This window comes from Nocardia sp. NPDC127606 (assembly GCF_042671725.1).
GTDB lineage: Bacteria > Actinomycetota > Actinomycetes > Mycobacteriales > Mycobacteriaceae > Nocardia.
Genome location: NZ_JBHXWQ010000001.1, coordinates 1763534 through 1787078 on the forward strand (window position 1 = coordinate 1763534; position 23545 = coordinate 1787078).

The window sequence follows — 23545 nt, forward strand, 5'->3', positions numbered from 1 at the left end:
TCGTCAGGAAGCTATGTTCGGGCGAACCGGGCGTACCAAGCGAGTAGTGCGGGGTCGTCGACCGCGCTGGGGTCGACGACAGTCGTGGGATCGGCGCCCTGGAGAAGCTTCTTGACGGGGACCTCCAGCTTCTTGCCGGTGCGGGTTCGGGGGACGCCGGGCGCGCTGATGACGTCGTCCGGGACATGGCGCGGGGAAGTCCGGGTGCGGATGATCGCGCCGATCCGGGCGGTCAAGTCGTCGGTGAGGGTGATGCCCTCGGCGAGAACGACGAACAGGGGCATCCAGTAGCCGCCGTCGGGTTGCTCCGCGCCGATGACCAGGGCGTCGGCGATTTCCGGGAGCTGTTCCACCGCCTGGTAGATGTCGGCGCTGCCCATGCGGATGCCGTGGCGGTTGAGGGTGGAGTCGGAGCGGCCGTGGACGATCACGCTGCCGTGCTCGGTCCGGGTGATCCAGTCGCCGTGGCGCCAGACACCGGGAAAGGTGTCGAAATAGGCTGCGTGGTAGCGAGATCCGTCCGGATCGTTCCAGAAGCCGACGGGCATGGAGGGCATCGGCTCGGTGATGACGAGTTCGCCGACTTCGCCGTGCACCGAGTTGCCCTGGTCGTCCCAGGCTTCGAGGGCCACACCCAGGTAGGGGGCCGACAGCTCTCCGGGACGGACCGGGACGGTTCGCGCGCCGCCCGCGAAGGCCGAGACCACGTCGGTGCCGCCGCTGATCGACGCGACCGGAATATGCGCACCGACGTTGTCGCGCAACCAGATCGACGACGACGGCGGAAGCGCCGATCCGGTGACGCCGATCAGGCGCAGGCTCGTCAGGTCGTGTTCGCGCCGCGGCACCACGCCGGCCTTTGCGCAAGCCAGCACATAGCCGGGGCTGGTGCCGAGAACTGTGGCGTGGACTCGAGCGGCGATGTCCCACAACGCATCCGGGGCCGGGAAACTCGGGCTCCCCGCATAGCAGACGATCGTCGCGCCGACCAGGAGACCGGCGACCTGGAAGTTCCACATCATCCAGCTCGGGCTGGTGTACCAGAGGAACGTGTCGTCGGCACCGAGGTCCGACTGCAGCGCCATCGCTTTCAGGTGCTCGAGGAGCACCCCGCCGTGACCGTGGACGATGCCTTTGGGCAGACCTGTCGTCCCCGACGAGTACAGCACCCACAGCGGATGATCGAAACCCACCTCGGCCGTCGAGAGCGTGGATCGATCGCCACCAGCGGTGACATCCGCCCAGTTCAGCGTGCCGGAAAGGTGCTCTTGCGATACCACGATCGTCGCCACCACCGTTGGCAGACCGGCGCGCAGTTCGGCGATCTCGTCGGATCGTCGGTGGTGCTTGCCTCCGTAGCGGTAACCCGCACACGTCACCAGCACCACCGGCTCGAGCTGCCCGAGCCGGTCCAGCGCCGCCTTCGCCGAGTAGTCCTGCCCGCACGCACTCCACACCGCGCCGATGCTCGCGGTCGCCAGGAAGGCGATCACCGCCTCGGGGATGTTGGGCAGGTAACCGGCGACCCGGTCCCCTGACCGAACACCCACATCGCGCAGCGTCTGTGCGCACGCCGCCACCTGGTTCAGCAAGTCGTCCCACGACAACGCGCTGACCGACCCGTCCTCCGCCACCGACACGATCGCGGGACGATCGGGGCGGGCCTGCCGGACCACCTGGTCGACATAGTTCAGCCGGACCTCGGGAAACCAGCGGGCCCCTGGCATTTCCGAGGAAGCCAGCACCGCACCGGGGCGGTCACCGAGTTCGAAGTAGTCCCACACCGAACCCCAGAATCCGTCCAGATCGTCGACCGACCACTGCCACAACGCGTGGTAGTCGGGCACCGCGACGGTGTGCCGCTCGGCCACGAACCGCGCGAAGTCGGTGATCCGAGCTCCGGCGATGTCGTTGTCGTCCGGCACCCACTGCGGTGCCGCTGCCACTGCGCTCATCGGGCGCTCCACCCTCCGTCCATGACGTAGGACGAGCCGGTGACCATGCCCGCGGTGTCGGAGGCGAGCCAACCGACCAGCGCCGCGACCTCCTGCGGCTCGATCAGCCGTTTGATCGCGCTCTCGGTGAGCAGCACCCGCTCGAGCACCTCCTGCTCCGGGATCCCGTGCGCGGCCGCCTGCTCGGTGATCTGCTTGTCCACCAGGGGTGTTCGCACATATCCGGGGCTGACGCAGTTGCTGGTGACCCCGTGCGGGCCGCCTTCGAGCGCGGTCACCTTCGACAACCCCTCCAGCCCGTGTTTGGCCGTCACATACGCGACCTTGAACTGGGAGGCGCGGATCCCGTGCACCGAGGAGATGTTCACGATCCGGCCGAAACCCCGCGCGTACATGTGCGGGAGGGCAGCGCGGATGAGCAGGAACGGCGCTTCGACCATCAGTGTCTGCATGGCGCGGAATCGGTGCGGCGCGAAATCCTCGATGGGGCTCACACTTTGCACCCCCGCGTTGTTGACGAGAATGTCGGTCTCGAGCCGCAAGTCGGCCAACGCCTCGACCTCGAGCAGATCGACGCTCCAAGCATGCCCGCCGATGTCGTGCGCGACCGCCTTCGCGGCGACTCCGTCGATGTCGGCAACGGTGACCTCGGCGCCGCGCGCGGCCAGCTCCCGCGCACACGCGGCGCCGATGCCGCTCGCCCCACCGGTGACCAGTGCCCTACGTCCGGTGAGGTCGCTCATGCGGCAACACCTTTCGTGGCGGAGGCATCGGCGAGGTCGACGGATTCCAGGTCGATCCCGCGGGTCTCCTTCGCACACACCACCGCGATCACGGTGACGGCCGCCGCGAACGCCAGGTACCAGGCGATCGGGACCGACGAACCGAACTCGTCGAGCAGCTTGACCGCGATGATCGGCGCCAGCGAGCCCGCCACGATCGAGGTGACCTGGTAGCCCAGCGACACACCGGAGTAGCGCATCCGGGTCGGGAACATCTCGGCCATGATCGCCGGCTGACCGGCGTACATGAATCCGTGGAACACCAGCCCGATGATGATGGCGGACAGGATGATCACGCTGTTGCCGCTGTCCATCATCGGGAAGGCGAAGAAGCCCCAGGTGGCCGCGGCGACCGCGCCCGCCAGGTAGACCGGGCGACGCCCGACACGGTCACCGAGGCGACCCGCCACCGGAATCACCACCATGTGCACGGCGTGGGCGATGAGCAGCCACCACAGAATCGTCGTGGTGTCGGCGTGCACGTGAACCTTGAGGTAGGTGATCGAGAACGTGACCACCAGGTAGTACATGATGTTTTCGCCGAAGCGCAGACCCATCGCGGTGAACACACCACGCGGGTACTTGCGCAGCACCTCGAACGGGCTGAACGAGGCGGCCTTGGCCTGGTCCATCGACTGCTGCGCGGCCACGAAGATCGGGGCGTCGGTCACCTTGGTGCGCACGTAGTAGCCGACCAGCACGACCACCGCCGACAGCCAGAACGCCACGCGCCAGCCCCAGCTCAGGAATGCCGCGTCCGACAGGGTCGAGGTCAGCACCAGCAGCACGATCGTGGCGAGCAGATTGCCCGCGGGCACACCGGCCTGCGGCCAGCTCGACCAGAATCCGCGACTGCGACTCGGGCTGTGCTCGGCTACCAGCAGCACCGCGCCGCCCCATTCGCCGCCGATCGCGAAGCCCTGGACGAAGCGCAGGATCACCAGCATCGCCGGTGCCCAATAGCCGATCTGGGCGAAGGTCGGCAGACAGCCCATCAGGAAGGTCGCCGCACCGACGAGCACCAAACTCACCTGCAACAACTGCTTGCGGCCGTATCGGTCTCCGAAGTAGCCGAAGACGATACCGCCGAGCGGGCGCGCCGCGAACCCGACGGCGTAGGTGACGAAAGCGGCCAGGATCGCATCGAGGTCGCTGGTGTCCTTGGAGAAGAACACCTTGCTGAACACCAGGGTCGCGGCGGTGCCGTAGAGGAAGAATTCGTACCATTCGACGACGGTGCCCGCCATCGAGGCGGCCACGACCCGCCGCAGTCCACTGGGGGCTTCGTCCGGGTCGTCGCCGGTCGGTCGTATCGCGTTCCGCACGCTCATCGCACTACTCCTTCGATGTTCCAGGTCACATCACGCCATTAATGTGATGCGGCCCACAAGCCGTGAGGAGAGTATTCGTGCAGATCTATCTCGGTGACAATGGCCAGTTTCGCAGCAGCAATCTGCGAAACTGCACACGTGAGTCATTCTTCGTCGACGTCGGGACGCAGGCCGAGCGCTGATGATTTGCTCGTGCTCCTCGCGGTCGGCCGGTCGGGGCGCTATATCACCGCCGCCGAAGAGCTCGGCATCAACCACACGACGATCTCTCGTCGTATCGCCGCCCTCGAACACGCCATGGGCGGACGGGTGCTGACCCGAGTCACCGGCGGCTGGGAGCTCACCGACCTGGGCCGCGAGGCGCTGACGGCGGCCGAAGCCGTCGAGGCCGCCGTCCGATCACTCGCCTCGAGCGCGGGCGAACGCACACTCGAAGGCGTGGTGCGGATTTCGGCCACCGACGGTTTCAGCGCCTACCTCGCTCCGCCGTCCGCGGTGCGCGTGCAGCGCAGACATCCGGGCGTCGCCGTCGACATCATCGCCGCGACCCGGCGAGCATCCACCCAGCGAACCGGCCTCGACATCGAAGTGGTGGTCGGCAAACCGCAGGTCCACCGCGCCGAAGCGATCGAACTCGGCGACTACTGCCTTCGCCTCTACGCCTCCCGCGACTACCTCGCCGAACACGGCGTCCCGACCACCGTCGCCGAACTCACCCGCCACCCGCTGGTCTACTTCATCGAATCCATCCTCCAGGTCGACGACCTCGACCTGGCCCTCGCCTTCGCCCCCACCCTGCGCCGATCCGTCTCCTCGACCAACGTCTTCGTCCACGTGGAAGCCACCCGGGCCGCCGCGGGGATCGGGCTACTCCCCTGCTTCATGGCCGACCGCCACGCCGACCTCGTCCGGGTCCTGCCCGACGAGGTCCGCGTCCAACTCACCTACTGGCTCGTCGCCCGGCCCGAAACCCTGCGGCGCCCCGAAGTCGCGGCGGTCGTCGAGGCACTGCGGGCTACGGTCCACGAACGCCGTGCCGAGCTACTCGGCGACCGCGCAGAGCCCTTGTCGATACACCGGCAAGTCGGTGGCCGCGGCGCCGAGTAGACCGGGTTGGCGTTCCGTGGGCCTCAGCCCGCGGCTTCCGGCGAGGGCTCCGGCGAAGGCAACGCGAAGCAGAGCGCCGCACTCACCACCAGCGCCGCGATGATCGTCAGGGCGCACGCCGTCAGCGCGCTGCGGTAGCCGTCACTGGCGGCGACCCCGAAGAAGATCGCACTCAGAGACGCGACACCCACTGCGCCACCGAACTGTTGGCCGGTGGTCCAGATCCCCGACGCCGACCCCGCGTATCGCGTCGGCACCGTCGACAGGAACAAGGTCGTCAACGGCGGCTGGACCAGGTTGATGCCGACACCGACGACGAACAGCCCTGGCGCGAGCAGCCACGGGTTCACATCGGTGGTCGCGGTCAGTGCCGCACCGAGCACCGCCACGGTGCCGACGGCGCCGAAAAGGGTGCCGGCGACGACGGCGTAGCGGCCGAACTGCATGGTGAGCCGTCCCACCAGCGGGGCGACCGCCAGTCCGCCGACGGAGAACGCGACGGTTACGACGCCTGCTCGCAATGCGGTGTAGCCCTGACCCTCCTGGAGCCAGAGAACGAAAACGAGCAGGAATCCGCTGAAGGCGGCGAAGGCAACCAGCTGAACGACGAGGGCGACACTGCTGATGCGCGCGCGGAGCAGCTCGAGCGGCAAGAGCGCGCCGGCCCGACCGACGGCATCGCGATTCTCGACGATGGCGACGAGCGCCACCGCGGCGATACCCGCGACCAGCAACAGCCAGATCCACGGCGCCCAGTCGTAGGTGCGGCCTTCCAGCAGCGGGAACACGATGGCGACCAATCCGACGGTCAGGCCGACCGCGGCGAGCCACCGTGGCCGCAGCGCACCTTCGGCGCGGCTCTCCGGGACCAGCCAGGCGCCGAGGCCGAGCAGGATCACGGCCGCCGGGACGCTGATCCAGAAGATCGCTCGCCAACCGAGACCGGCGACGTCCGCGGTGACGAGCACGCCACCGAGCAGCAGCCCCCCGGCCTGTGCGAGTCCGGCGACCACACCGAAAATGCCGAGGACAGTGGCGCGCTCGGGTCCACGGAACAGGACGAACAGGCTCGAGAGAACTTGCGGCGCCAGGATCGCCGCCGCTGCGCCTTGCGCAGCGCGACTGGCGATCAGTTCGGTTGGGCTGTTCGCGAGTGCCGACCAGGCCCCGGAGAGCGCGAACAGCGCCAAACCGACGAGGAACACCCGTTTGCGGCCCCACAGATCACCCAACCGGGCCGCGGTGATCAGCGCTGCCGCGAACGCCAGCAGATAGGCCGTCGCGATCCAGCCGACCTGGGACGGAGTTCCCCCGAGGTCGGCCTGGATCGCCGGGAGCCCGACGTTGACGATGGTGACGTTCAGCAGGTCCAGGGTGAATCCCAGAACGAGCACGACCATCGCGGCCCAGCGTCGCGGGTACAGCGAGTCGGTCGCGTCGTCTCGAGTGGAAGTCGAGGTGCTCATCAGGTGTAGCTCCCTGCGCGGCTAGGTGTCCGGTGTGTGGTCATCAACTGCTCCGTCATCGCGGTGCTCGGCGCCCCGTGGTCCGACCGGGTACCGACCAGACCGTGCCGGCGCAGAATCGCGTGCACTGTCGACACGGCCGGGACACGCGTCGACCCGGCTCGCTGTAGGTGCGCGCGGATTCTGCGTGCTCCCCACTGCGGACGGTCCAGCCGGACGCGCACCACCACGGCCTCGATGTCGGCCGACGTCCGGGCGGGGAAACTCTTCGGGCGGCGCGACCGCGGCGCCAATCCCGCCACGCCGTGTTCCCGGTAGCGCGCGAGATAGCTGTAGTAGCTCTTGCGCGAAATGTTGTATCGCCGGCATACCTCGGTCACCGTCAACCCGTTTCGGTCGGGTGCCTGCAGGATCTCCAGCCACGGCTCGGCCTCGAGACCGACCACTGCACCGCGTTCGTTCGGCGGACGGGTTCCGCCTCGTCGAACATGCTGGCGTGCAAGTGGATCGAGCCTGTCTCCTGGGGGTTGCATCATAGATATCTCCCGACGTGGAACAGAGCATTTGAACTTGCTGGTTCACTTTAATGTCCTCACATACACCTCGCAACTCGGTATATAACAATGAACCCGCCAGGCAACTTCGGGTGCGATTGCGCTATGGTTCATGGATGGCTGTAGCAACACCGCCGACCGGACAGTCGGCCTCGCGTGGACGGATCGACAAGCGGCAGGCGATCCTGGACGCGGCGTTCGTCGTCTTCGCTCGCCGCGGGTACGCGCAGGCGGGCGTGCAGGAGATCGCCGAGGTCGCCGGTGTCGCCAAACCGACCATCTACAACCACCTCAACGACAAGGAAACGCTGTTCCGGCACACGCTGGCCGCCGTGAGCGACGCGGTGCTCGCCGAGAATCTGGCGGTGGTCGAGCGGCTGCGCAATCCCGGTGAGGACCTGCGCGCCACCCTGGAAGACGTGGCGTACCGACTGATCCGGTCCTGCTGTACCGAGCAGTCCCGGTCGCTGCGCTGGCTCACCTACGGTCAGGTCGCGCAGTTCCCCGATCTGATGGATGTCGTGGTGAGCCGGACCTCTGATCAGCTCGGCGACGCGCTCGCGGATCGGCTGGCACGCTTGTCGCTGTCGGGCCACCTGCGCGCGAGCGATCCGGCGATCGCCGCCGAGCAGTTCCTCGTCCTGATCACCGGCCCGATGGAGGGCCGCACCCGGCTGGGCACCCGCAAGGTCTCCACCACCGAGATGCACGCGGTCGCCACCGCTGCCGTCGACACCTTCCTACGCGCCTACGGGACACCGGAGAACCCTTGAGCCACCACCCTTTTCGCTTCGGCCTCGTCACCGTTTCCCCCGCCGACCCGAAGTCGTGGATCTCGACCGCGCGATGGGCCGAGGACGCCGGGATCTCCGCGTTGCTGTTGCCCGACCTGCCCGCACCGGTGCCCGCGCCACTGACCGCGTTGAGCTACGCCGCCGCGGCGACAACCACGCTCCAGGTCGGAACATGGGTACTGGCCAACGACTTCCGCAATCCGTTCGTCCTCGCACGGGAAGCCGCCACCCTGGACCTGGTCTCCGGCGGCCGCTTCCAGCTCGGCCTCGGCGCCGGTCAGACCGCCATCGGCTACGGCGAACTCGGGATCGCCGCCGACTCCGCCCGGGTTCGGTTCGAGCGTCTCGCCGAATCGGTGGGCATCCTCAACGCACTGTTGCGCGGTGAGCGGGTCGAGGCCACCGGGGCCTACTACGCGAACACCGGAACGACGCTGGTGCCCGCTCCACCACGCAAGGTGCCGCTGCTGCTCGCCGCGGGCGGGCGACGAGCCACCGAACTCGCCGCGGCCGAAGCCGACACCGTCGCGTTCAGCACCTTCTCCCGCGAACAACTCACCCGCCAGGTCGAATGGCTCGACAGTGCCGCGGGCCCACGGCTTTCCGGCATCGAACGGGCGCTGCGCTTCAGCACCCCGACGAGCACCATCGGTCCGCCGATGCCCGATGGAGCCCCGACACTGCTCACCGGATCGCCCGCGCGGGCAGCCGATCAGCTGCGCCGACTCCGCGACGAGTTCGGGATCTCCTACATCGTTCTCGACGACGACGCGGCACGCGAACTCGCGCCCGTGGTGAGTCTGCTCTCAGGCACCTGAGCTGCCGTCGACCAGGCCGGCGCCGGGGATGGCGGCCAGCAACTGACGGGTGTACTCGTGCGCCGGCTCGCCGAAAAGCTTTTCGGCGGTGCCGATCTCGACGATGCGACCCTGCCGCATGACCGCGACCCGATGGGCGATCTGGCGCACCACCGCCAAGTCGTGCGAGATGAACAGGTACGCCACGCCGGTCTCGGCTTGCAGCTCGGCGAACAGGTCGAGGATCTGCGCCTGCACCGAGACGTCCAGCGCCGAGACCGGCTCGTCACAGACCACCAGCTCCGGCGACAGGGCCAGCGCTCTGGCGATCGCGACCCGCTGACGCTGTCCACCGGAGAGCTCCGCTGGCCTGCGCCCCAGCGTCGACGCGGGAAGGGCGACCCGGTCGAGCAGTTCGCGCGCCCGCACCGCACGCGACGCGCGGTCACCGATGCCGAAAACCCGCAGTGGCTCGCTGATCACGTCTTGGATCGAGAACCGCGGATCCAGCGACTCGTACGGATTCTGGTAGATCACCTGAGCGCGACGCCGCAGCGCCCGCAATCGCGCACCCCGGATGGCCGTGACATCGTCGTCGTCGAACACGATGCGCCCGGAGGTCGGCGGGGCCAGGCGCAGAATCATTCTGGCCGTGGTGGACTTGCCCGACCCGGACTCCCCCACCAGTGCCAGCGTCTCCCCGCGGTGCAGCGAGAAGCTCACGCCGTCGACGGCGCGGACGGTCTTGGTCGCGCGGCCGTTCGCGCGCGGCAGGGGGAACTCCTTCACCAGGTTGTCGACCGCGAGCAACGGTTCGGTGCCCGGCTGGCGTGGCCGTGCCCGCACACCGGCACGTCCGGGCACGCTGCGCAACAACTGCTGGGTATACGGATCGCGCGGGTCGTCGAGTATCTCGCGGGTCGGCCCGCTCTCCACGATCCGGCCCCGCGACATCACCGCGATCCGCTGCGCACGATCGGCGGCGACTCCGAGGTCGTGGGTGACGAGAAGTACTGCGGTGCCGAGGGTTTCGGTCAGACTGGTGATGTGGTCGAGGATGCGTCGCTGCACGGTGACATCCAGCGCGCTGGTCGGCTCGTCGGCGATGATCAGCGCCGGGTTCGCGGCGATGGCGATCGCGATCAGTGCCCGCTGGCGCATGCCACCGGAGAGTTCGTGCGGATACTGGTCGGCCCGTGTTCTCGGGTCGGGCATCCCGGCCTGCTCGAGCAGGTCCACCACTGCCTCGGGCGCCGATCGCCGGGTCGCCAGGCCGTGGACGAGCAGGACCTCGGCGACCTGGGTGCCGATGCGCTGCACCGGATTCAGCGAGACGCCGGGGTCTTGGGGAATCAACCCGATCTGTGCCCCACGAATCGCGCGCAGCTCCCGGTCCCCCGCCTTCGCCAGGTCCCTGCCGGCGAACTGGATCCGGCCCGCGTCGATGTGGCCCGCGGCGGGCAGCAACCCGGTGATGGCATGCGCGGTCGAGCTCTTGCCCGAGCCGGATTCGCCGACCAGTGCGACGATCTCGCCCGGCGCGATGTCCAGATCGACCGCGCCCACCGCGCGCACCCGTCCGGTGCTGGTGCGGTAGGAGATCGACAGGCCACGCACTTCCAGCAGATTTCCGGTCATCGACGATTCGCCCACTCTCCATCGAGTGCCCGTGCGATCCGGTTGGTCGCGAGCACGACGAACGCCACCATGAGGCCCGACATCGTCGAGATCCACCACGCGTTGGCGAGATAGTTGCGGCCGCTCGAGATGAGCGAGCCCCACTCCGGCGCCGGGGGCACCGCGCCGTAGCCGAGGAAGCTCAGCGACGACACCGCCAGCACGGCGGTGCCGAGGTCCAAGGTGGCCAGCACGACCACGGGGCCGATCGCGTTCGGCAGGACGTGCCAGGCGAGCACCGTGTACCAGCGTGCCCCCGACGACCACGCGGCCTCGACGAACACCGCTTGCCGTAACCGCAGCACCTCGGCGCGCATCACCCGGGCGAAGCCGGCCACGCTGGCCACACCCACCGCGATCGCGACCTTCACGGTGCCGTAGCCCAGCGCGGTCACCAGGGCCAAGGACAGGAACAGCGACGGAATCGACAGCAGCACATCGGCGAAGCGCATCAGCACGTCGTCGACCCAGCGGCCGACGAACCCCGCGATCAGGCCCATCGCGCCCCCGACGACGAACGCGACGGCCACCGCGATCACCGTGGCCTGCAACGACAGCGCGGTGCCGTGCACGACGCGGGTGAACAGGTCGCGGCCGAGTTCGTCGGTGCCGAACCAGTGCTGCCCACTGGGCGGCGCGAAGATCTCCGACGGGACGCCGAACAGCGGATCCCGGGAGGTGAACAGCGTCGGCCACAACGCCGCCAGCACAACCAGCACGAGCGTGACCACCGAGAGGACCAGGCCGGGTCGGTACAGCAGGAACTTCGGCAGCCGACGCCAGTCGAAACCCGTGCGGTGCTCGTCGTCGAACTCGTCGATGACGGTTCGGGTGACGGCCGCCTCGGTCAGCACGATATCGGTCACGCGTAGCTCCTCGGGGGCGCGACCACGATCCGTGGGTCGAGCACCGGGTAGATCAGGTCGACAATGAGGTTCACCACGACGAAGACGAACGCGCCGAACACCACAACTCCTTGCACGAGCGGAATGTCCTGCACGCTCACCGCCCCCGCCATGACCCGTCCGAGTCCGTTGCGCGAGAACACCGTCTCGATCACCACCGCGCTGGCTACCAACTGTCCGATGAGCAGCCCGACGATGGTGAGCGCGGGCAGCGACGCACTGCGCAGCGCGTGCCGCAGATGGACCCGGATCCGGCTGGCGCCCTTGGCCCGCGCGGTGTGCACGAACGGCGCGTCCAGGGTGGACAGCAGACTCTTCGCCAGCACCTGTGCGATCAGCGCGCCGGTCGGAATGGCCAGCGTCACCGCGGGCAGCACCAACCCGGCCAGTCCGGCGTTGCCGAACGCGGGAAACAGCCGGATCCGAAACGACAGCAACTGCACCAGCATCAAACCCGCCCAGAAGGACGGGATCGAGATCGCCAGCGGCGGCAGCGACAGCAGCACCTGCCGCAGCCAGCGCCGCGAGGTGTAGGTGGCCGCCACGGCGAGCCCGCCGCCGAACAGCACCGCGAGCACCAGCGCCGCCGCCGTGAGCTGCAAGGTCGGCGGCAGCGCCGCGGCGATCGTGCCGGTCACCGACCGGCCCGTGGCCACCGAATCCCCGAAATCGCCGACCAGCGCCCGGCCCAGATAGTCCAGGTACTGCACCACGATCGGCTTGTCGAAGCCGTACTGCGCCCGCAGTGCGGCGAGCTCGGCCGGGTCCACCGGCGAGGAGTTCAGTCCGCCGCCCGCCATCGCCGACACCGGGTCGCCCGGCAGGAATTCCAGCACGAAGAACGACACCGTGTACGCCGCCCACAGCACTCCGACCGCCTGGGCTAGGCGGCGTAACACGTACCGTCCCATGCCGGTTCAGCTCCGCCAGGTGTCGTGCAGCCGGGTCCGGCTCGACGACTCGAAGGTCAGGCCGTGCACGGTCGGCGCCGCCGCGAGCACAGTCTCGAGTTCCACCACCGGGATCACATACGCATTGCGCACCACCAACTGCTGGGCCTGCTCCACGAGCGGCCGGCGCTTGGCCGGATCGGCCTCGGCCGCCTGGGCGGTGAGCAGTCCGTCGAGCTCGCTCGGCGGCAGCCGGTAGGCGTTGACCTGCCGGGTCGAGTACAGCGTGCGCAGGCAGTCGGGGTCGGCCCGGCTCAGGTCGCCGCCCCACAGTCCGTCGAAGTCACCGGACCCGATCAGCTGCGGAAACTGGGTCACCTGGAGCTCCTGGAGCTGCAACTCCACCCCCACCACCTTGAGCTGCTGCTGGACCAGTTCCAGTGCCGCCCGGGTGTTCTGGGAGTTGTTGAACCACACCACCGTCAGACTCAGCCGGGTGCCGTCCTTACGCCGGATGCCGTCGCCGCCCACCTGCCAGCCCGCCGCGTCCAGCAGCGATGTGGACCGGGCGACATCCAGGGCCAGATCCGCCGACAGATCGGTGTAGCCGGGGGTCGTGTGCGAGAGGATGCCTGTGGCGGGCACGGTTCCGCTGGCGAAGACCGCCTCCACGATCTGGCGCCGGTCGACCGCCGCCTGAATCGCCTTACGGACCTGAACATCTCGCAGGATCGGCCGAGAGTTGTTGAGGCCGAGGTTGAACACCGCCCCCGGGTGCGATCGGGTGAGCAGCGAGATGCCCGACGCCTTCAGCCCGGCTTCGTCAGCTCGGCCGAGACCGGTGGCGACGTCGAGCTGCCCGGACTGCACACTGCCCGCACGCACCCCGGATTCGGGGATGACGGTGAACTCGATGGAGTCGAGGTAGGCCTCGCCTTGCTTGGTCCACAACGGCGAGCCCCACCCGTAGCCGACCCGCTTGGTGATCGTGATCGACTGGTTGGGAACGTATTTCGACAGCACGAAGGGACCGGAGCCGATCACGCCGTCGCTGCAACGCTGCTGGGGTGTCTTGGCCGTGTCGGCCGTCGAGATCAGGCCGAGCGCGGCGGTCGAGGTCGCCTGCAGGAACTGCGCGTTGGGCTGTTCGAAGGTGATCTTGGCGGTGTGCTCGTCGATCACCTCGGTGCCGGCGTACCCGGTGACATAGCCCTTGGACAGGATGGCGAGTGCGCCCAGCTTGGGGATCGCGTCGAAGTTCGCCTTCACCACTTGCGCGTTCAGCGGGGTGCCGTCACTGAAGGTCGCGTCGGACCGCAGCCGGAATGTGAACGACCTGGCGTCGGGACTCACCTCCCAGCTCTGTGCCAGCCACGGCACCGGCTGGCCGGTGGTGGGATCCTGGTCGGTCAGCGAATCGACCGTCTCGCGCAGCGAATACAGGGTGTCGCTACTACCGACCTGCTGGGGATCGACACAGCCCGCGTCGGAGGCGACCGAGAACCGCAGCGTACCGCCGGATCTCGGTGGACCGGCATCGCCGCCCTGCTCGCCACCGGTGCCACAGGCGCCGGTGAACAGGGTGATCACCGCCGCCGACACCACGGCACGGCGAATCGACTTCGAACGCACAACACTGCTCACGCCAGAATTCCTCTGTCTACTGCCCGGATTCACGTGGGACTCACGGCGGGCGACACGACGAAACATTTCACATCTCGAAATACCCGGTCAACAATTCGGATCACTTCGCTCGGAATACATCGTCGGACCGAATAGTGCGGTACGCCGTCGGACGGTGTCCGGCACCGTGCTAGCTTCGCACCGTGTCGATAATCGAAACGACGCGCCGCGCGATGTGTTGTCGTCCGGCAGAGAAAGGACCGACGTGACCGCTGTACATGACAATCTGCTCGCCACGATCGAAGCGGAGCGGGCGATCTTCCGAACGTTCTACAAATTCTTCCGGATCGCCGACACCCAGGAGAGCGAGCGGTTCAGCGAGTGCTTCACCCCCGACGCGCTGATCGAGTACCGGATCATGCCCGGCCCGCCGGTGCTGTTCCACGGCCGCGACGAGTTCACCGATCACATGAGCCGGGTGCCCAAATCGCAGCGCTCCCTGGTCGCCCATGTCATCGGGCAGGCCACCATCGAGTGGAACGGCGACAAACCCCTGCTCACAGCCTATGCGACCGTGTGGCACTGGTTCTCCAGCACCGCCGCCACCGACGTGGGCCGACCGGCTGACTGGGTGGTCATCGGACTGGTCCAGGACGAGTTCGAGCAGTACGAGGGTGAGTGGCTCATCTCGCATCGGGATGTGCGCCATGTCGCGGGCCGGGTCGCCGCGGGCCACGGCCCGGGCTGAACACCACGCAGCGCCACCACCGGAGATCGGGCCGGACTCGTCGCCGAGTCCGGCCCGATCTCGCGTACACAGGACTTCGCCGCAACGATTGGACGAATTGTTCGGAGACATCGGTGACAATATGTTCCGGCGACATGGGAAACAATTCACTCCGTCAATTTCCGACGCCATGATCGAACTGTCACCGATGTTCCGGCAACACTTTCGCGATCGTCCAGGTGATATTCGAACCCTGCGGGCGTGACGGTCGAAACCTACGGTCGAACCGCAGGGTTTGCTCCGCGATCTTGTGACCTCTGAATATCCCGTGCGAAGGTGAATCCAGCCCGGCCGAAGAAACACGGCGGCCGAGGTTTCCTGGAGTCTGCTCCGGTTCGTGTACGGAAACGAGAGGTGCCACAGCGATGTCAGAAGTCCTGGACCTGGTCGGGCAGGTCGAGCAGCTCACCGAACGACTCGAGACGCTCGAGGCCGTCCGCGCGCTGAACACCTTGCGCCACGACCTACCCCGCTACATCAACGAGGGCAGATGGGACCAGGTCGGCGAACTGTTCAGTGCCGACGCCTTTCTCGACTACCGCCATCTGGGCCAGGCCGAGGGGCGGGCTGCCATTCAGGCGTACTTCGCCGGGCTGCCACAGCTCATCGAGGACAACAGCCCGGCCGGGCAGGTGCTGGTCAAGCAGTTCCTGCACGGGCACGACGTGGAGATCCTCGGCGATCGAGCCACCGGAGTGTCGTTCTTCGAGGAGAAGGTCGTCTTCGATACCGAAAGCTCGTTCGTGGCAGGCAAGTTCACCGACGAGTACGTCCGCGAGGGCGGCCGGTGGCGGTTCGCGCGGATCGCCCTCGACCTGTACTGGGTCATCCCGTACTCGCGCGGCTGGCAGCAGTAGCCGGCCCTTCGACCACAGAGAGGCTCGTCATGCTCCAGAAGAACACGACCAAGCGCATCGGGTACTGGCTGCTGCACCTGCACCAGCAGTTCGACGCCGCCACCGGCGCGCTGCTGCGCGAGCAGAATCTCACCCGCCGGGACTGGCAGATCCTGCACGCCCTGCAGATCGGTCTGGGCAGCGTCGCCGAACTCGACGCGGCGTTCGCGCCGTTCCTGGTCGCCGACGGCGCGCGGACCTATCAGCCGATCGTCGACGACTTCGCCGGCCGCGGCTGGGTCGAGGGCTCCGGTACGGCGCTGCGGCTCACCGCCGCGGGCGAGGCGGCGCACGAGCGCGCCGAAGCCCTGGTGAACGCCCACGCCGACGAATCGCTGCGTGGCATCACCGAGGAGGAATTCCTCGCCGCGAACGCGGTCCTGGCCAAGATCGCCGACAACATCGCCACCGAATGAGCTCGCGAGGAGCGTCATGACTTCCCTGTACGACCGACCGTTCCGCTTCGGTCTCTGCCTGTTCACCCCGTCCACCAGAGCGGAATGGATCGCCAAGGTACGCAGGGCCGAGGAACTGGGCTACGACGTCATCTCGGTGTCGGACCACCTCGGCATGCCCGCACCGATCCCGACCCTGCTGCTGGCCGCCGAGGCGACCGAGCGGATCCGCATCGGCACGCTGGTGTTCAACACCGCCTTCTACCACCCGACGGTGCTGGCCCGCGACCTCGCCACGGTCGACCGGTACTCCGGCGGCCGGGTGGAACTCGGGCTGGGCGCCGGCTACGACCGCGCGCAGTTCGACGCGGCCGGAATCCCGTTTCCCACTGCGGGCGAACGGGTTTCCCAGCTGGAGCGCACGGTCGCCGAGTTCCGCAAGCCGAAGTCCGAGCTCGACCAATACGCCCGGTTCGAACAGCCCGACGGCCCGCCGATCCTGATCGCCGGTCGCGGTGCACGGGTCCTGCGGCTGGCGGCCGCCCACGCCGACATCATCGCCTTCACCGGCACCACGGAGGTGCGCGACGGCGACGGGCTGAAGCTGGGTGGCATCACCGAGGTCACCGACCGGATCGACTACGTACGTGGACTGCTCGGTGACCGGATCGACCAGGTGGAGTTCAACATTCCCATCCACAAGGTGCTGCCCAAGGGCGCGACCGACGGCGTGACCGATGTCTGGCAGAACCGGCTCGACCTCACACCCGACGAGCTCGCCGAACTGCCGTCGCTGCTGTTCGGCACCCCCGAGGAGAACGCCGACACCCTGCGCGAACGGCGCAAGACCCTCGGCCTGACCTACTACACCGTGCTCGAACCCGAGATGGAGGCCTTCGCACCGATCATCCAGGCGCTCCGATAACCGGGCAGCACACCGTCTTTCGCACGCGGAGGAGACCGATATGACCGAACCATCCACGGTGGACACCGGCACCGGGTACGGCCGCAAGGCCCCGTCCTACGACGCCCGGCTGACCGAGGTCGGCCCCGGCACACCGATGGGCGAGGCGCTGCGGCGGTACTGGCACCCGATCGCCACCTCGGCCACCCTCACCGCCGAGGCACCGCATCGCACCCGTGTCCTCGGCGAGGACCTGGTCGTCTTCCGGGACGGAAGCGGCCGCGCGGGAGTGGTTTTCGAGCGTTGCGCGCACCGCGGCGCCAGTCTGTTCTTCGGCCGGATCGAGGACGACGGGCTGCGCTGTGGCTATCACGGCTGGAAATACGACGTGCAGGGGCGATGCTTGGAGCAGGCCTGTGAACCCGATCGCGGCAAGCGCCGCGATGCCGCGCGTCAGCCGTGGTATCCGGTCGAGGAACGCTACGGGCTGGTGTTCGTCTACATGGGCCCGCCTGACCGCAAGCCCGTCCTGCCACGCTACGACGTGCTCGAGGACCTCGCCGAGGGTGAGCAGTACTTCGCCGAGTGGCCGTTCCCCGGTCTGTCGGTGACCGGCGCCGAGCAGGATTTCCACTGGCTGCTGATCTACGAGAACACGATCGACCCGGTGCATATCAACTGGCTGCACTCCCAGCACAGCGGCTACCAGTTCCTCGGCACCGGCACCACGGGCTTCCCCGAGGACTTCTTCGATCCCTACACCCTGCCGGGCCGGGTCAGCTACGACCGCACCGATTTCGGGGCGAAGTACGGCGTCCGGTTCCTGGACAAGGAACGCGACGGGGAGCGGACCGAGCGGGTCTGGGGCGCCGAGCTGCACCTGCCCAATGCCACGGTGCTGCCGGACTGGGTCGAGCTCACCCCGGATACCAAGGCCGACATGGTGATCTGGGCTGTCCCGATCGACGACACCCGCCATCGCGCGTTCTTCTCCATCCGCGCGAGCGATCCCGCACGCGTGCAACGGTTCCTGTTCGGCATCACCCAGGACGGCAAGAACGCGTGGGAGCTGACCGACCAGGAACGTCAGCGCTTCCCCGGTGACGGCGAGGTGATGACTTCGCAGGGTCCGGTCGCGCTGCATTCCGAGGAGACCTTGGCGACGACGGACCGTGGCGTGGTGCTGCTGCGCCGGTTGCTGCGGACGATGATCGACGACGTGGAGGCGGGCCGTGATCCGCAGGGGGTGAGCCTGATCGAGGAACCGGTGCGGCACACCCAAGCCGGCCTGTTCACCCTCGCCGGGGCCACGGCGGACGAGACCGCGGCAGCGGTGCCCGCGGCCGGTGTCTGACCGGGGCAGCCCTGTGACCTGGATCGATGCGGTGGTCCACGCCCGCACCTCGGCGACGTCCGACATCGTGGTGCTCGAACTCACCCCGGTCGATGCCACCGAATTCCCTTCCTACACAGCCGGATCCCATGTCGACGTGCAGCTGGGCTCGGGCCTGGTCCGCCAGTATTCACTGTGCGGACCGCCCGAGCCGGGCCGCTACCGCTTGGCGGTGCTGAACGTCGCGAACTCGCGGGGCGGGTCGCGGGCGATGCACGCGCTCGCGGTGGGCGATCGGGTGCGGATCTCGGCCCCGCGCAACCACTTTCCGCTCGCCGAGACAAGCAGTCATGTGCTGATCGCGGGCGGCATCGGCATCACCCCGCTACTGGCCATGCTGACGCACCTCGAGCAGACCGAGGCCGACTACGTGCTGCACTACAGTGCCCGCACCCGCTCACGCGCGGCGTTCTTGGACGAGCTGGCCGAGAACCCCCGGGTGCGGTTGCATTTCGACGACGAAGACCCAGCCCTACTGCTCGACATCACCCGCGATCTGGGTGATCCGAGACCGGACACCGCGGTCTACGTCTGCGGACCGGACGGCTTCATGGACTACGTCGTAGGCAAGGCCGAAGCCCTCGGCTGGCCGCGCACCGCACTACACACCGAGCGATTCGGCACCGATCTCCCCACACCGACCGAGTCGCAACAGACCGGATTCACCGTACGCCTGGCCTCCAGCAGCGCCGAATACCTCGTCGCCGACGACCAGAGCGTGCTGGATGTCCTGTTGGACAACGGCGTCGACGCCCCCTACTCCTGCCAGCAGGGCATCTGCGGCGAATGCGTCATCCGGGTCCTCGCCGGCGATCCCGACCATCGCGACGACGTCCTCACCGACGCCGAACGCGCCGACGGCATGTTCACCACATGCTCGTCACGATCCCTCTCCCCCGTCCTCGAAGTGGACCTCTGAGAACGGTCTGCCGAGCCAGGCACGAAGCTCGAAACTGATTGGCGGCAAACGGTTCCTCGCCTGTGTGGTGAGCAGGGGTGGCACCGGCCGCGTCGCAATTCCGTTGATCGAGCAGGTGTCGAAGTGGGTGGAATGCAGCTGTCCGCGCACATGGTCGACACGCTGACTTGCACCCGGCAGCAGGTTCGGTGTCGAGCTCTGGGTTCGGCTTCACCCAACAGCGCGGTTCTCCGACATGCAAGGAGAGTCGGGCCGCGAGCTGCTCGCCGACGCCGCATGACCGCGTTCTTCGAGGGCAACACGTCTTTCCACCGCTCTTCGCCCACCTCCCACCATCTACCGATCCGGTCATAAGTGTTGATGACCTTGCGACACGCTCCCAGATCGGTCAGAGCCAGCCGGGGTGCCGATCCCTTGCGCGGCCCGAGGTTGGTGAAGTTCGCCGAGCTGATGTACACCGCGACAGCACCACCGGCATCGGCCAGATCTCGAGGGGTGAGCGCTGGCTCGAACCGCCTCCTACTGAGGCTTTCAGGCAGACCCAGCGGGCGGCGCTGACGTAGTCGGTGACGCTGACCGTGGTTTTCTCGACGATCGCCATTCGTGGTTGCCACAGGCGCTGACCAGTGGCCGATGATGTTTCACGGCGCGGCGGAGTCCCCCGGAACAGCGACGACATGGGCGATATGACCGAGCTTGGCGGGGTTGAACACCCAGTAGAGCCGGTCGATCGTCTCGTCGTCGGCCGCAGCAACCCCGAGCCAGGCGATGGGGGCTCCGTCGCGGCTGACCACCACCGACGCGCGACCATTGGCGTCGACCCAGTCGATGGCGACCCCCGTCCAGAAGTGTGAGGCGAACGCGGCCACGTACTTGGCCACGCGCATCCGTCCGAATACCGGGATGCGCGAGGCATTGCGCACCGCGCCGCCGCCGTCGGAGTAGCTGGCGACATCGGTGGCGAAAAGCGCCTCGAGTTCATCGAATTCACCGGCGCGCGCGGCATTCAGGAAGGCGGCGAGCAGACGCCGCTGATGCACGGTGTCGACTGATACTTTCCGGTCGGACTCGATGGCCTGGCGTGCCCGGCTCACCAGCTTCCGGGCGGCTGGTTCCTTGATGTCGAGGACTTCGGCGATCCGGCCGTAGGGGTAGTCGAAAGCTTCCCGCAGGACGAACGCCGCCCGCTCGGTCGGCGTCATCTTCTCCAGGACGACCAGGACCGCGGTCTCCAATGCCGCGGCACGCTCCGCGCCGAGCGAGGGATCAGCACTGGTGTCCACGGGCTCGGGCAGCCACGGGCCGATGTAGGTTTCCCGACGGACCCGCGCGGTCTGCGTGGCATTGATCGCCTGCCGGGTGGTCATGGTGACGAGGAAGGCCTCCACATCACGCACGGAATCGCGGTCGGCGTAGGACTGCCACTTCACCCAGACGTCCTGGACGATGTCCTCGGCGTCGGCAACGGTGCCGAGCATTCGGTAGGCGATGCCGAACAGCCGTCCCTTCTGCGCGGAGAAGTCGTCGACTGCTTTGCCCAGGTCGGTACCCGCGGGTCCACTCATCGCGCGGTCGTTCCGACGCCACCGGCAATCGCGTGATTCATGTCCCCCGCCTCGATTCGGCCACCATCTCCCACGACGTTACTCGCGCCGGCCGTACGCGGGGGGCGTGGCACGCGGCAACCCCTCTGAGCGAGCGGCACCGGACAGCGGGCGGCTTGTGCGCCCACACGACGCCGTCATTCGACCAATTTGCCTTCCGTCGATACATCTCGCATGAGCCGGGCGATTCCATCGGGGATCGCGGGGATCTCCTCGCGTTCGAGCTTGCCGGGACCCGACCACACGAGATTCACCCGCAGCGCCGGATCCAGGTCGGGGTAGTCGGACCGATTGTGGCAGCCACGGGTTTCGCGTCGCTCCAGCGCGGCTTCCAAGGTGGCGCGTGCGGCGAGCACCGAGGACTTCAGATCGAAGGCGTGCGCCAGATCCTGGAACCCGGCGGCGTCGGGGTGCACGCCGATATTCGTCATGCGGTCCTCGACCTCGTCGAGTTCGGCCAAGCCTGCCCGAATCCCGGTCTCGTCGCGCACCACGCCGGCGTGCTCGGTCATGGTGTCGCGCACGGCGCGTTGCAGGGCCCGTACGTTCTCCTGCCCGTCGACCGCCAGCAGCTCATCGATCTCGGCGCGGGCCTCGACGAGCGCACTGTGGGACCGACGCTGTGCGACCAGCTCGGCCGAGTACCGCGCTGCCGCCTCGCCGACGATCCGGCCGTAGACGAGCAGTTCGATCAGCGAGTTGCCGCCGAGCCGGTTGGCGCCGTGCAGGCCGCTCGATGCCTCGCCGATCGCATAGAGGCCCTCGACGCCGGTACCGTGATCTTCGGAGCGAACCCACACTCCGCCCATGGAATAGTGTGCCGTCGGCGCGATTTCGATCGGATCGCGAGTGATGTCGAGCATTTGCAGCTCCAAAATCGTCTGGTAAACGCGCGGCAGTCGCCGCATGATCGTTTCGCGAGGCAGGTGCGAAACATCCAGCCAGACAGCACCGTTCGGCGTTCCTCGACCCTCCTTGATCTCGGTGTAGGCGGCCAGCGCGACCCGGTCTCGGGTCGAGAGCTCCATGCGTTCCGCGTCGTAGCGCCGCATGAAACGCTCTCCCGCGGCGTTGCGAAGAATGCCGCCTTCTCCCCGTGCGGCTTCCGATACCAGTGTCCCGGCCGCGTTCTCGGGTTCGATGAGCCCGGACGGGTGGAACTGCACGAGCTCCGGGTCCCGAATCCGGCCGCCCGCGAGTACGGCGAGCCGGAACGAATCACCGGTGTTCTCGTCACGTCGGGAGGAGGTGCGCCGCCAGATGCGGGTGTGCCCACCGGCAGCGAGGATTACCGCGTCGGCTCGCAACACGTAGCGCTCGCCACTGTCGAGATCGAAACCGTAGGCGCCGAAAACCACGTTGTCTCGCACCAGGATTCGGGTCACGTAGCAGGTATCGATGATCTGGATGCCGAGCTGCGCGGCCCGGTTCACCAGGGTCCGCTGGATCTCGAGGCCGGTGTAATCACCGGCGAACGCGGTGCGCCGGTAGGTGTGCGCGCCGAAGAATCGCAGCGAGATCCGGCCGTCGGATTCGCGAGCGAACGGCATCCCCCAACGCTCGAGATCCTCGATTCCGCGCGCGGCGTTCTCGGCGACCACCTGGGCGGTATCGGGGCGCGCCAGCAGGTAGCTTTCGGTGATCGTGTCCGCCGCGTGCTGCTGCCAGCTGTCCTCGACGTCCATGGTCGACAGCGCGGCATTGATGCCGCCGGCGGCGAGAGTGGTGTGCGCGTCCGCCTTCGGCCGCTTGCCCACCACCAGGACGTCGATGCCGCGCTCGGCCAGTTCGATCGCCGCACGGAGGCCGGAACCGCCGGTGCCGACGACGAGCACCGACGTCGCGATCTGACGTTCGTCGGATGTGAGCATCGCTTCGTTCCCTTCCGAAGGGGGCAGTGCGCGCGGGCGGGCAGATCGCCGCCCGCGCGAACAGTTCAGTTGCTGGTCAGCCACTCCGACAGCCGCGTCTGCGCCAATTGCGCATCGCTGCCGGGCAGCAGCTCGCGCTGCGGCACCGCCCCGAAGTATCTGGCCTCCGGATCGGTGACCACCGTGCGGGCGTCCGACCGCGCGCTCAGCACGGTGCGGATCCATTCGTCGAGGGCGATGACCTCCGGGCCGCCGACCTCGATGGTCCCGTTCTTCGGCTCGCCGGCCGCCGTACGTCCGACAGCGGCGGCCACATCGTCCGCGGCCATCGGCTGCATACTGGAACCTGGCAGCCGCACCTGACCGTCAACGGTCGCGGAATCCGCGATACCACCGGCGAATTCGAAGAATTGCGTGGCGCGCACGATCGAGTACGGCAGACCCGATCCGGCGATCAGTTCCTCCTGCGCCACCTTCGCCCGCAGATACCCGGAATCCGGCAACCGTTCCGAACCCACCACCGACAGTGCGACGTAATGCCCGACACCGGCCGCGGCGGCGGCCTCGAGCAGGTTCGTCGTGGAGGTCCGGAAGAACTCCATCACGTCGTCGTCGGCGAACGACGGCGAATTGGAAACATCGATCACCACGTTCGCGTCCTGCAGTACTTCTTTGACTCCCTCACCGGTGAGGGAGTTCACGCCGGTATTGGGTGCGGCCGGAACCGCCTGGTGGCCGTGCTCACCGTGTCGTGCGACGAGCTTGGAACCGATCAGGCCGGTGCCGCCGATGACGACGATCTTCATGCTCATTCCTTTCGTTCGGGCATTGCGCGGGGTTAGCGAAACTCCGCTGTACCAAGGACAGGGCAGGCGGTGATTCTGTGACAGTGCTG

Annotated in this window: 21 protein-coding genes; 9 read left to right on the top strand and 12 right to left on the bottom strand. The window is 67.8% G+C overall.

The window, feature by feature from the left end; genetic code table 11:
• Positions 1–11: 11 nt before the first annotated feature.
• The 3 genes from ACFVJ5_RS08280 to ACFVJ5_RS08290 are packed head-to-tail and all read right to left on the bottom strand — an operon-like array spanning position 12 to position 4068.
• Positions 12–1955: an acetoacetate--CoA ligase gene (locus ACFVJ5_RS08280; protein ID WP_379219180.1), complete on the bottom strand. Its 1944-nt coding sequence runs from the start codon at positions 1953–1955 to the stop codon at positions 12–14.
• Positions 1952–2698, bottom strand: coding sequence for a 3-hydroxybutyrate dehydrogenase (locus ACFVJ5_RS08285; RefSeq protein WP_379219181.1), 747 nt, complete (start codon positions 2696–2698; stop codon positions 1952–1954). The genes ACFVJ5_RS08280 and ACFVJ5_RS08285 overlap by 4 nt, the downstream gene beginning before the upstream one ends.
• On the bottom strand, positions 2695–4068 hold the full coding sequence (locus ACFVJ5_RS08290) for an MFS transporter (protein ID WP_379219182.1): 1374 nt from the start codon (positions 4066–4068) through the stop codon (positions 2695–2697). The genes ACFVJ5_RS08285 and ACFVJ5_RS08290 overlap by 4 nt, the downstream gene beginning before the upstream one ends.
• A 192-nt stretch (positions 4069–4260) precedes the next feature.
• Here ACFVJ5_RS08290 and ACFVJ5_RS08295 point away from each other — a divergent pair, with 192 nt between their 5' ends.
• Positions 4261–5175 (top strand): LysR family transcriptional regulator, encoded by a 915-nt coding sequence (locus ACFVJ5_RS08295; RefSeq protein WP_379219183.1) that lies wholly within the window; start codon positions 4261–4263, stop codon positions 5173–5175.
• A gap of 23 nt (positions 5176–5198) precedes the next feature.
• Here ACFVJ5_RS08295 and ACFVJ5_RS08300 read toward each other — a convergent pair whose 3' ends face one another.
• Positions 5199–6641 (bottom strand): MFS transporter, encoded by a 1443-nt coding sequence (locus ACFVJ5_RS08300; RefSeq protein WP_379219184.1) that lies wholly within the window; start codon positions 6639–6641, stop codon positions 5199–5201.
• A complete protein-coding gene (locus ACFVJ5_RS08305; protein WP_379219185.1) occupies positions 6641–7087 on the bottom strand; it encodes a helix-turn-helix domain-containing protein in 447 nt (148 codons plus the stop codon). The genes ACFVJ5_RS08300 and ACFVJ5_RS08305 overlap by 1 nt, the downstream gene beginning before the upstream one ends.
• 224 nt (positions 7088–7311) lie before the next feature.
• Here ACFVJ5_RS08305 and ACFVJ5_RS08310 point away from each other — a divergent pair, with 224 nt between their 5' ends.
• Together ACFVJ5_RS08310 and ACFVJ5_RS08315 are read left to right on the top strand one after the other, a co-directional pair.
• Entirely contained in the window at positions 7312–7968 is a 657-nt protein-coding gene (locus ACFVJ5_RS08310) for a TetR/AcrR family transcriptional regulator (RefSeq protein WP_379219186.1), read from the top strand.
• Positions 7965–8807: an LLM class flavin-dependent oxidoreductase gene (locus ACFVJ5_RS08315; protein ID WP_379219187.1), complete on the top strand. Its 843-nt coding sequence runs from the start codon at positions 7965–7967 to the stop codon at positions 8805–8807. The genes ACFVJ5_RS08310 and ACFVJ5_RS08315 overlap by 4 nt, the downstream gene beginning before the upstream one ends.
• On the opposite strand, the gene ACFVJ5_RS08320 is transcribed toward ACFVJ5_RS08315, so the two are convergent.
• The 4 genes from ACFVJ5_RS08320 to ACFVJ5_RS08335 all read right to left on the bottom strand — a co-directional run bounded on the left by ACFVJ5_RS08320 (position 8796) and on the right by ACFVJ5_RS08335 (position 13902).
• The gene (locus ACFVJ5_RS08320) at positions 8796–10424 is read right to left on the bottom strand and encodes a dipeptide ABC transporter ATP-binding protein (RefSeq protein ID WP_379219188.1); all 1629 of its coding nucleotides are present in this window, start codon (positions 10422–10424) and stop codon (positions 8796–8798) included. The genes ACFVJ5_RS08315 and ACFVJ5_RS08320 overlap by 12 nt on opposite strands.
• On the bottom strand, positions 10421–11236 hold the full coding sequence (locus ACFVJ5_RS08325; protein WP_379219802.1) for an ABC transporter permease: 816 nt from the start codon (positions 11234–11236) through the stop codon (positions 10421–10423). The genes ACFVJ5_RS08320 and ACFVJ5_RS08325 overlap by 4 nt, the downstream gene beginning before the upstream one ends.
• An 89-nt stretch (positions 11237–11325) precedes the next feature.
• Positions 11326–12279 carry an ABC transporter permease gene (locus ACFVJ5_RS08330; protein WP_379219189.1) on the bottom strand — a complete coding sequence of 318 codons (954 nt, stop codon included), beginning with the start codon at positions 12277–12279 and terminating at the stop codon, positions 11326–11328.
• A 6-nt stretch (positions 12280–12285) separates the two neighbouring features.
• On the bottom strand, positions 12286–13902 hold the full coding sequence (locus ACFVJ5_RS08335) for an ABC transporter substrate-binding protein (protein WP_379219190.1): 1617 nt from the start codon (positions 13900–13902) through the stop codon (positions 12286–12288).
• A gap of 244 nt (positions 13903–14146) precedes the next feature.
• On the opposite strand from ACFVJ5_RS08335, the gene ACFVJ5_RS08340 reads away from it, so the two are divergent.
• The 6 genes from ACFVJ5_RS08340 to ACFVJ5_RS08365 all read left to right on the top strand — a co-directional run bounded on the left by ACFVJ5_RS08340 (position 14147) and on the right by ACFVJ5_RS08365 (position 19175).
• Positions 14147–14629 (top strand): nuclear transport factor 2 family protein, encoded by a 483-nt coding sequence (locus ACFVJ5_RS08340; RefSeq protein ID WP_301907190.1) that lies wholly within the window; start codon positions 14147–14149, stop codon positions 14627–14629.
• A gap of 404 nt (positions 14630–15033) precedes the next feature.
• Complete coding sequence (locus tag ACFVJ5_RS08345; protein WP_379219191.1) at positions 15034–15525, top strand: nuclear transport factor 2 family protein; 492 nt, start codon at positions 15034–15036, stop codon at positions 15523–15525.
• Positions 15526–15554: 29 nt separating this feature from the next.
• Positions 15555–15980 (top strand): MarR family winged helix-turn-helix transcriptional regulator, encoded by a 426-nt coding sequence (locus tag ACFVJ5_RS08350; protein ID WP_379219192.1) that lies wholly within the window; start codon positions 15555–15557, stop codon positions 15978–15980.
• Between the two features lie 16 nt (positions 15981–15996).
• Positions 15997–16884 carry a TIGR03621 family F420-dependent LLM class oxidoreductase gene (locus ACFVJ5_RS08355; RefSeq protein WP_379219193.1) on the top strand — a complete coding sequence of 296 codons (888 nt, stop codon included), beginning with the start codon at positions 15997–15999 and terminating at the stop codon, positions 16882–16884.
• A 40-nt stretch (positions 16885–16924) separates the two neighbouring features.
• Positions 16925–18217 carry a Rieske 2Fe-2S domain-containing protein gene (locus ACFVJ5_RS08360; protein WP_379219194.1) on the top strand — a complete coding sequence of 431 codons (1293 nt, stop codon included), beginning with the start codon at positions 16925–16927 and terminating at the stop codon, positions 18215–18217.
• A 13-nt stretch (positions 18218–18230) separates the two neighbouring features.
• Positions 18231–19175, top strand: a complete 945-nt coding sequence (locus ACFVJ5_RS08365) for a PDR/VanB family oxidoreductase (protein ID WP_379219195.1) — start codon at positions 18231–18233, stop codon at positions 19173–19175.
• 641 nt (positions 19176–19816) lie between these two features.
• Here the strand turns inward: ACFVJ5_RS08365 and ACFVJ5_RS08370 are convergent.
• The 3 genes from ACFVJ5_RS08370 to ACFVJ5_RS08380 all read right to left on the bottom strand — a co-directional run bounded on the left by ACFVJ5_RS08370 (position 19817) and on the right by ACFVJ5_RS08380 (position 23456).
• Entirely contained in the window at positions 19817–20740 is a 924-nt protein-coding gene (locus tag ACFVJ5_RS08370) for an RNA polymerase sigma-70 factor (protein WP_379219196.1), read from the bottom strand.
• A gap of 176 nt (positions 20741–20916) precedes the next feature.
• Positions 20917–22650, bottom strand: a complete 1734-nt coding sequence (locus ACFVJ5_RS08375; protein WP_379219197.1) for an L-aspartate oxidase — start codon at positions 22648–22650, stop codon at positions 20917–20919.
• Positions 22651–22715: 65 nt separating this feature from the next.
• Positions 22716–23456 carry an SDR family oxidoreductase gene (locus ACFVJ5_RS08380; protein WP_379219198.1) on the bottom strand — a complete coding sequence of 247 codons (741 nt, stop codon included), beginning with the start codon at positions 23454–23456 and terminating at the stop codon, positions 22716–22718.
• Between the last annotated feature and the right edge of the window lie 89 nt (positions 23457–23545).

Coding starts and splice junctions, on each gene's coding strand:
- ACFVJ5_RS08345 (WP_379219191.1), top strand. CDS start 15,034: ATGTCAGAAGTCCTGGACCTGGTCGGGCAGGTCGAGCAGCTCACCGAA.
- ACFVJ5_RS08350 (WP_379219192.1), top strand. CDS start 15,555: ATGCTCCAGAAGAACACGACCAAGCGCATCGGGTACTGGCTGCTGCAC.
- ACFVJ5_RS08310 (WP_379219186.1), top strand. CDS start 7,312: ATGGCTGTAGCAACACCGCCGACCGGACAGTCGGCCTCGCGTGGACGG.
- ACFVJ5_RS08330 (WP_379219189.1), bottom strand. CDS start 12,279: ATGGGACGGTACGTGTTACGCCGCCTAGCCCAGGCGGTCGGAGTGCTG.
- ACFVJ5_RS08380 (WP_379219198.1), bottom strand. CDS start 23,456: ATGAAGATCGTCGTCATCGGCGGCACCGGCCTGATCGGTTCCAAGCTC.
- ACFVJ5_RS08280 (WP_379219180.1), bottom strand. CDS start 1,955: ATGAGCGCAGTGGCAGCGGCACCGCAGTGGGTGCCGGACGACAACGAC.
- ACFVJ5_RS08370 (WP_379219196.1), bottom strand. CDS start 20,740: ATGAGTGGACCCGCGGGTACCGACCTGGGCAAAGCAGTCGACGACTTC.
- ACFVJ5_RS08300 (WP_379219184.1), bottom strand. CDS start 6,641: ATGAGCACCTCGACTTCCACTCGAGACGACGCGACCGACTCGCTGTAC.
- ACFVJ5_RS08290 (WP_379219182.1), bottom strand. CDS start 4,068: ATGAGCGTGCGGAACGCGATACGACCGACCGGCGACGACCCGGACGAA.
- ACFVJ5_RS08360 (WP_379219194.1), top strand. CDS start 16,925: ATGACCGAACCATCCACGGTGGACACCGGCACCGGGTACGGCCGCAAG.
- ACFVJ5_RS08320 (WP_379219188.1), bottom strand. CDS start 10,424: ATGACCGGAAATCTGCTGGAAGTGCGTGGCCTGTCGATCTCCTACCGC.
- ACFVJ5_RS08355 (WP_379219193.1), top strand. CDS start 15,997: ATGACTTCCCTGTACGACCGACCGTTCCGCTTCGGTCTCTGCCTGTTC.
- ACFVJ5_RS08375 (WP_379219197.1), bottom strand. CDS start 22,650: ATGCTCACATCCGACGAACGTCAGATCGCGACGTCGGTGCTCGTCGTC.
- ACFVJ5_RS08285 (WP_379219181.1), bottom strand. CDS start 2,698: ATGAGCGACCTCACCGGACGTAGGGCACTGGTCACCGGTGGGGCGAGC.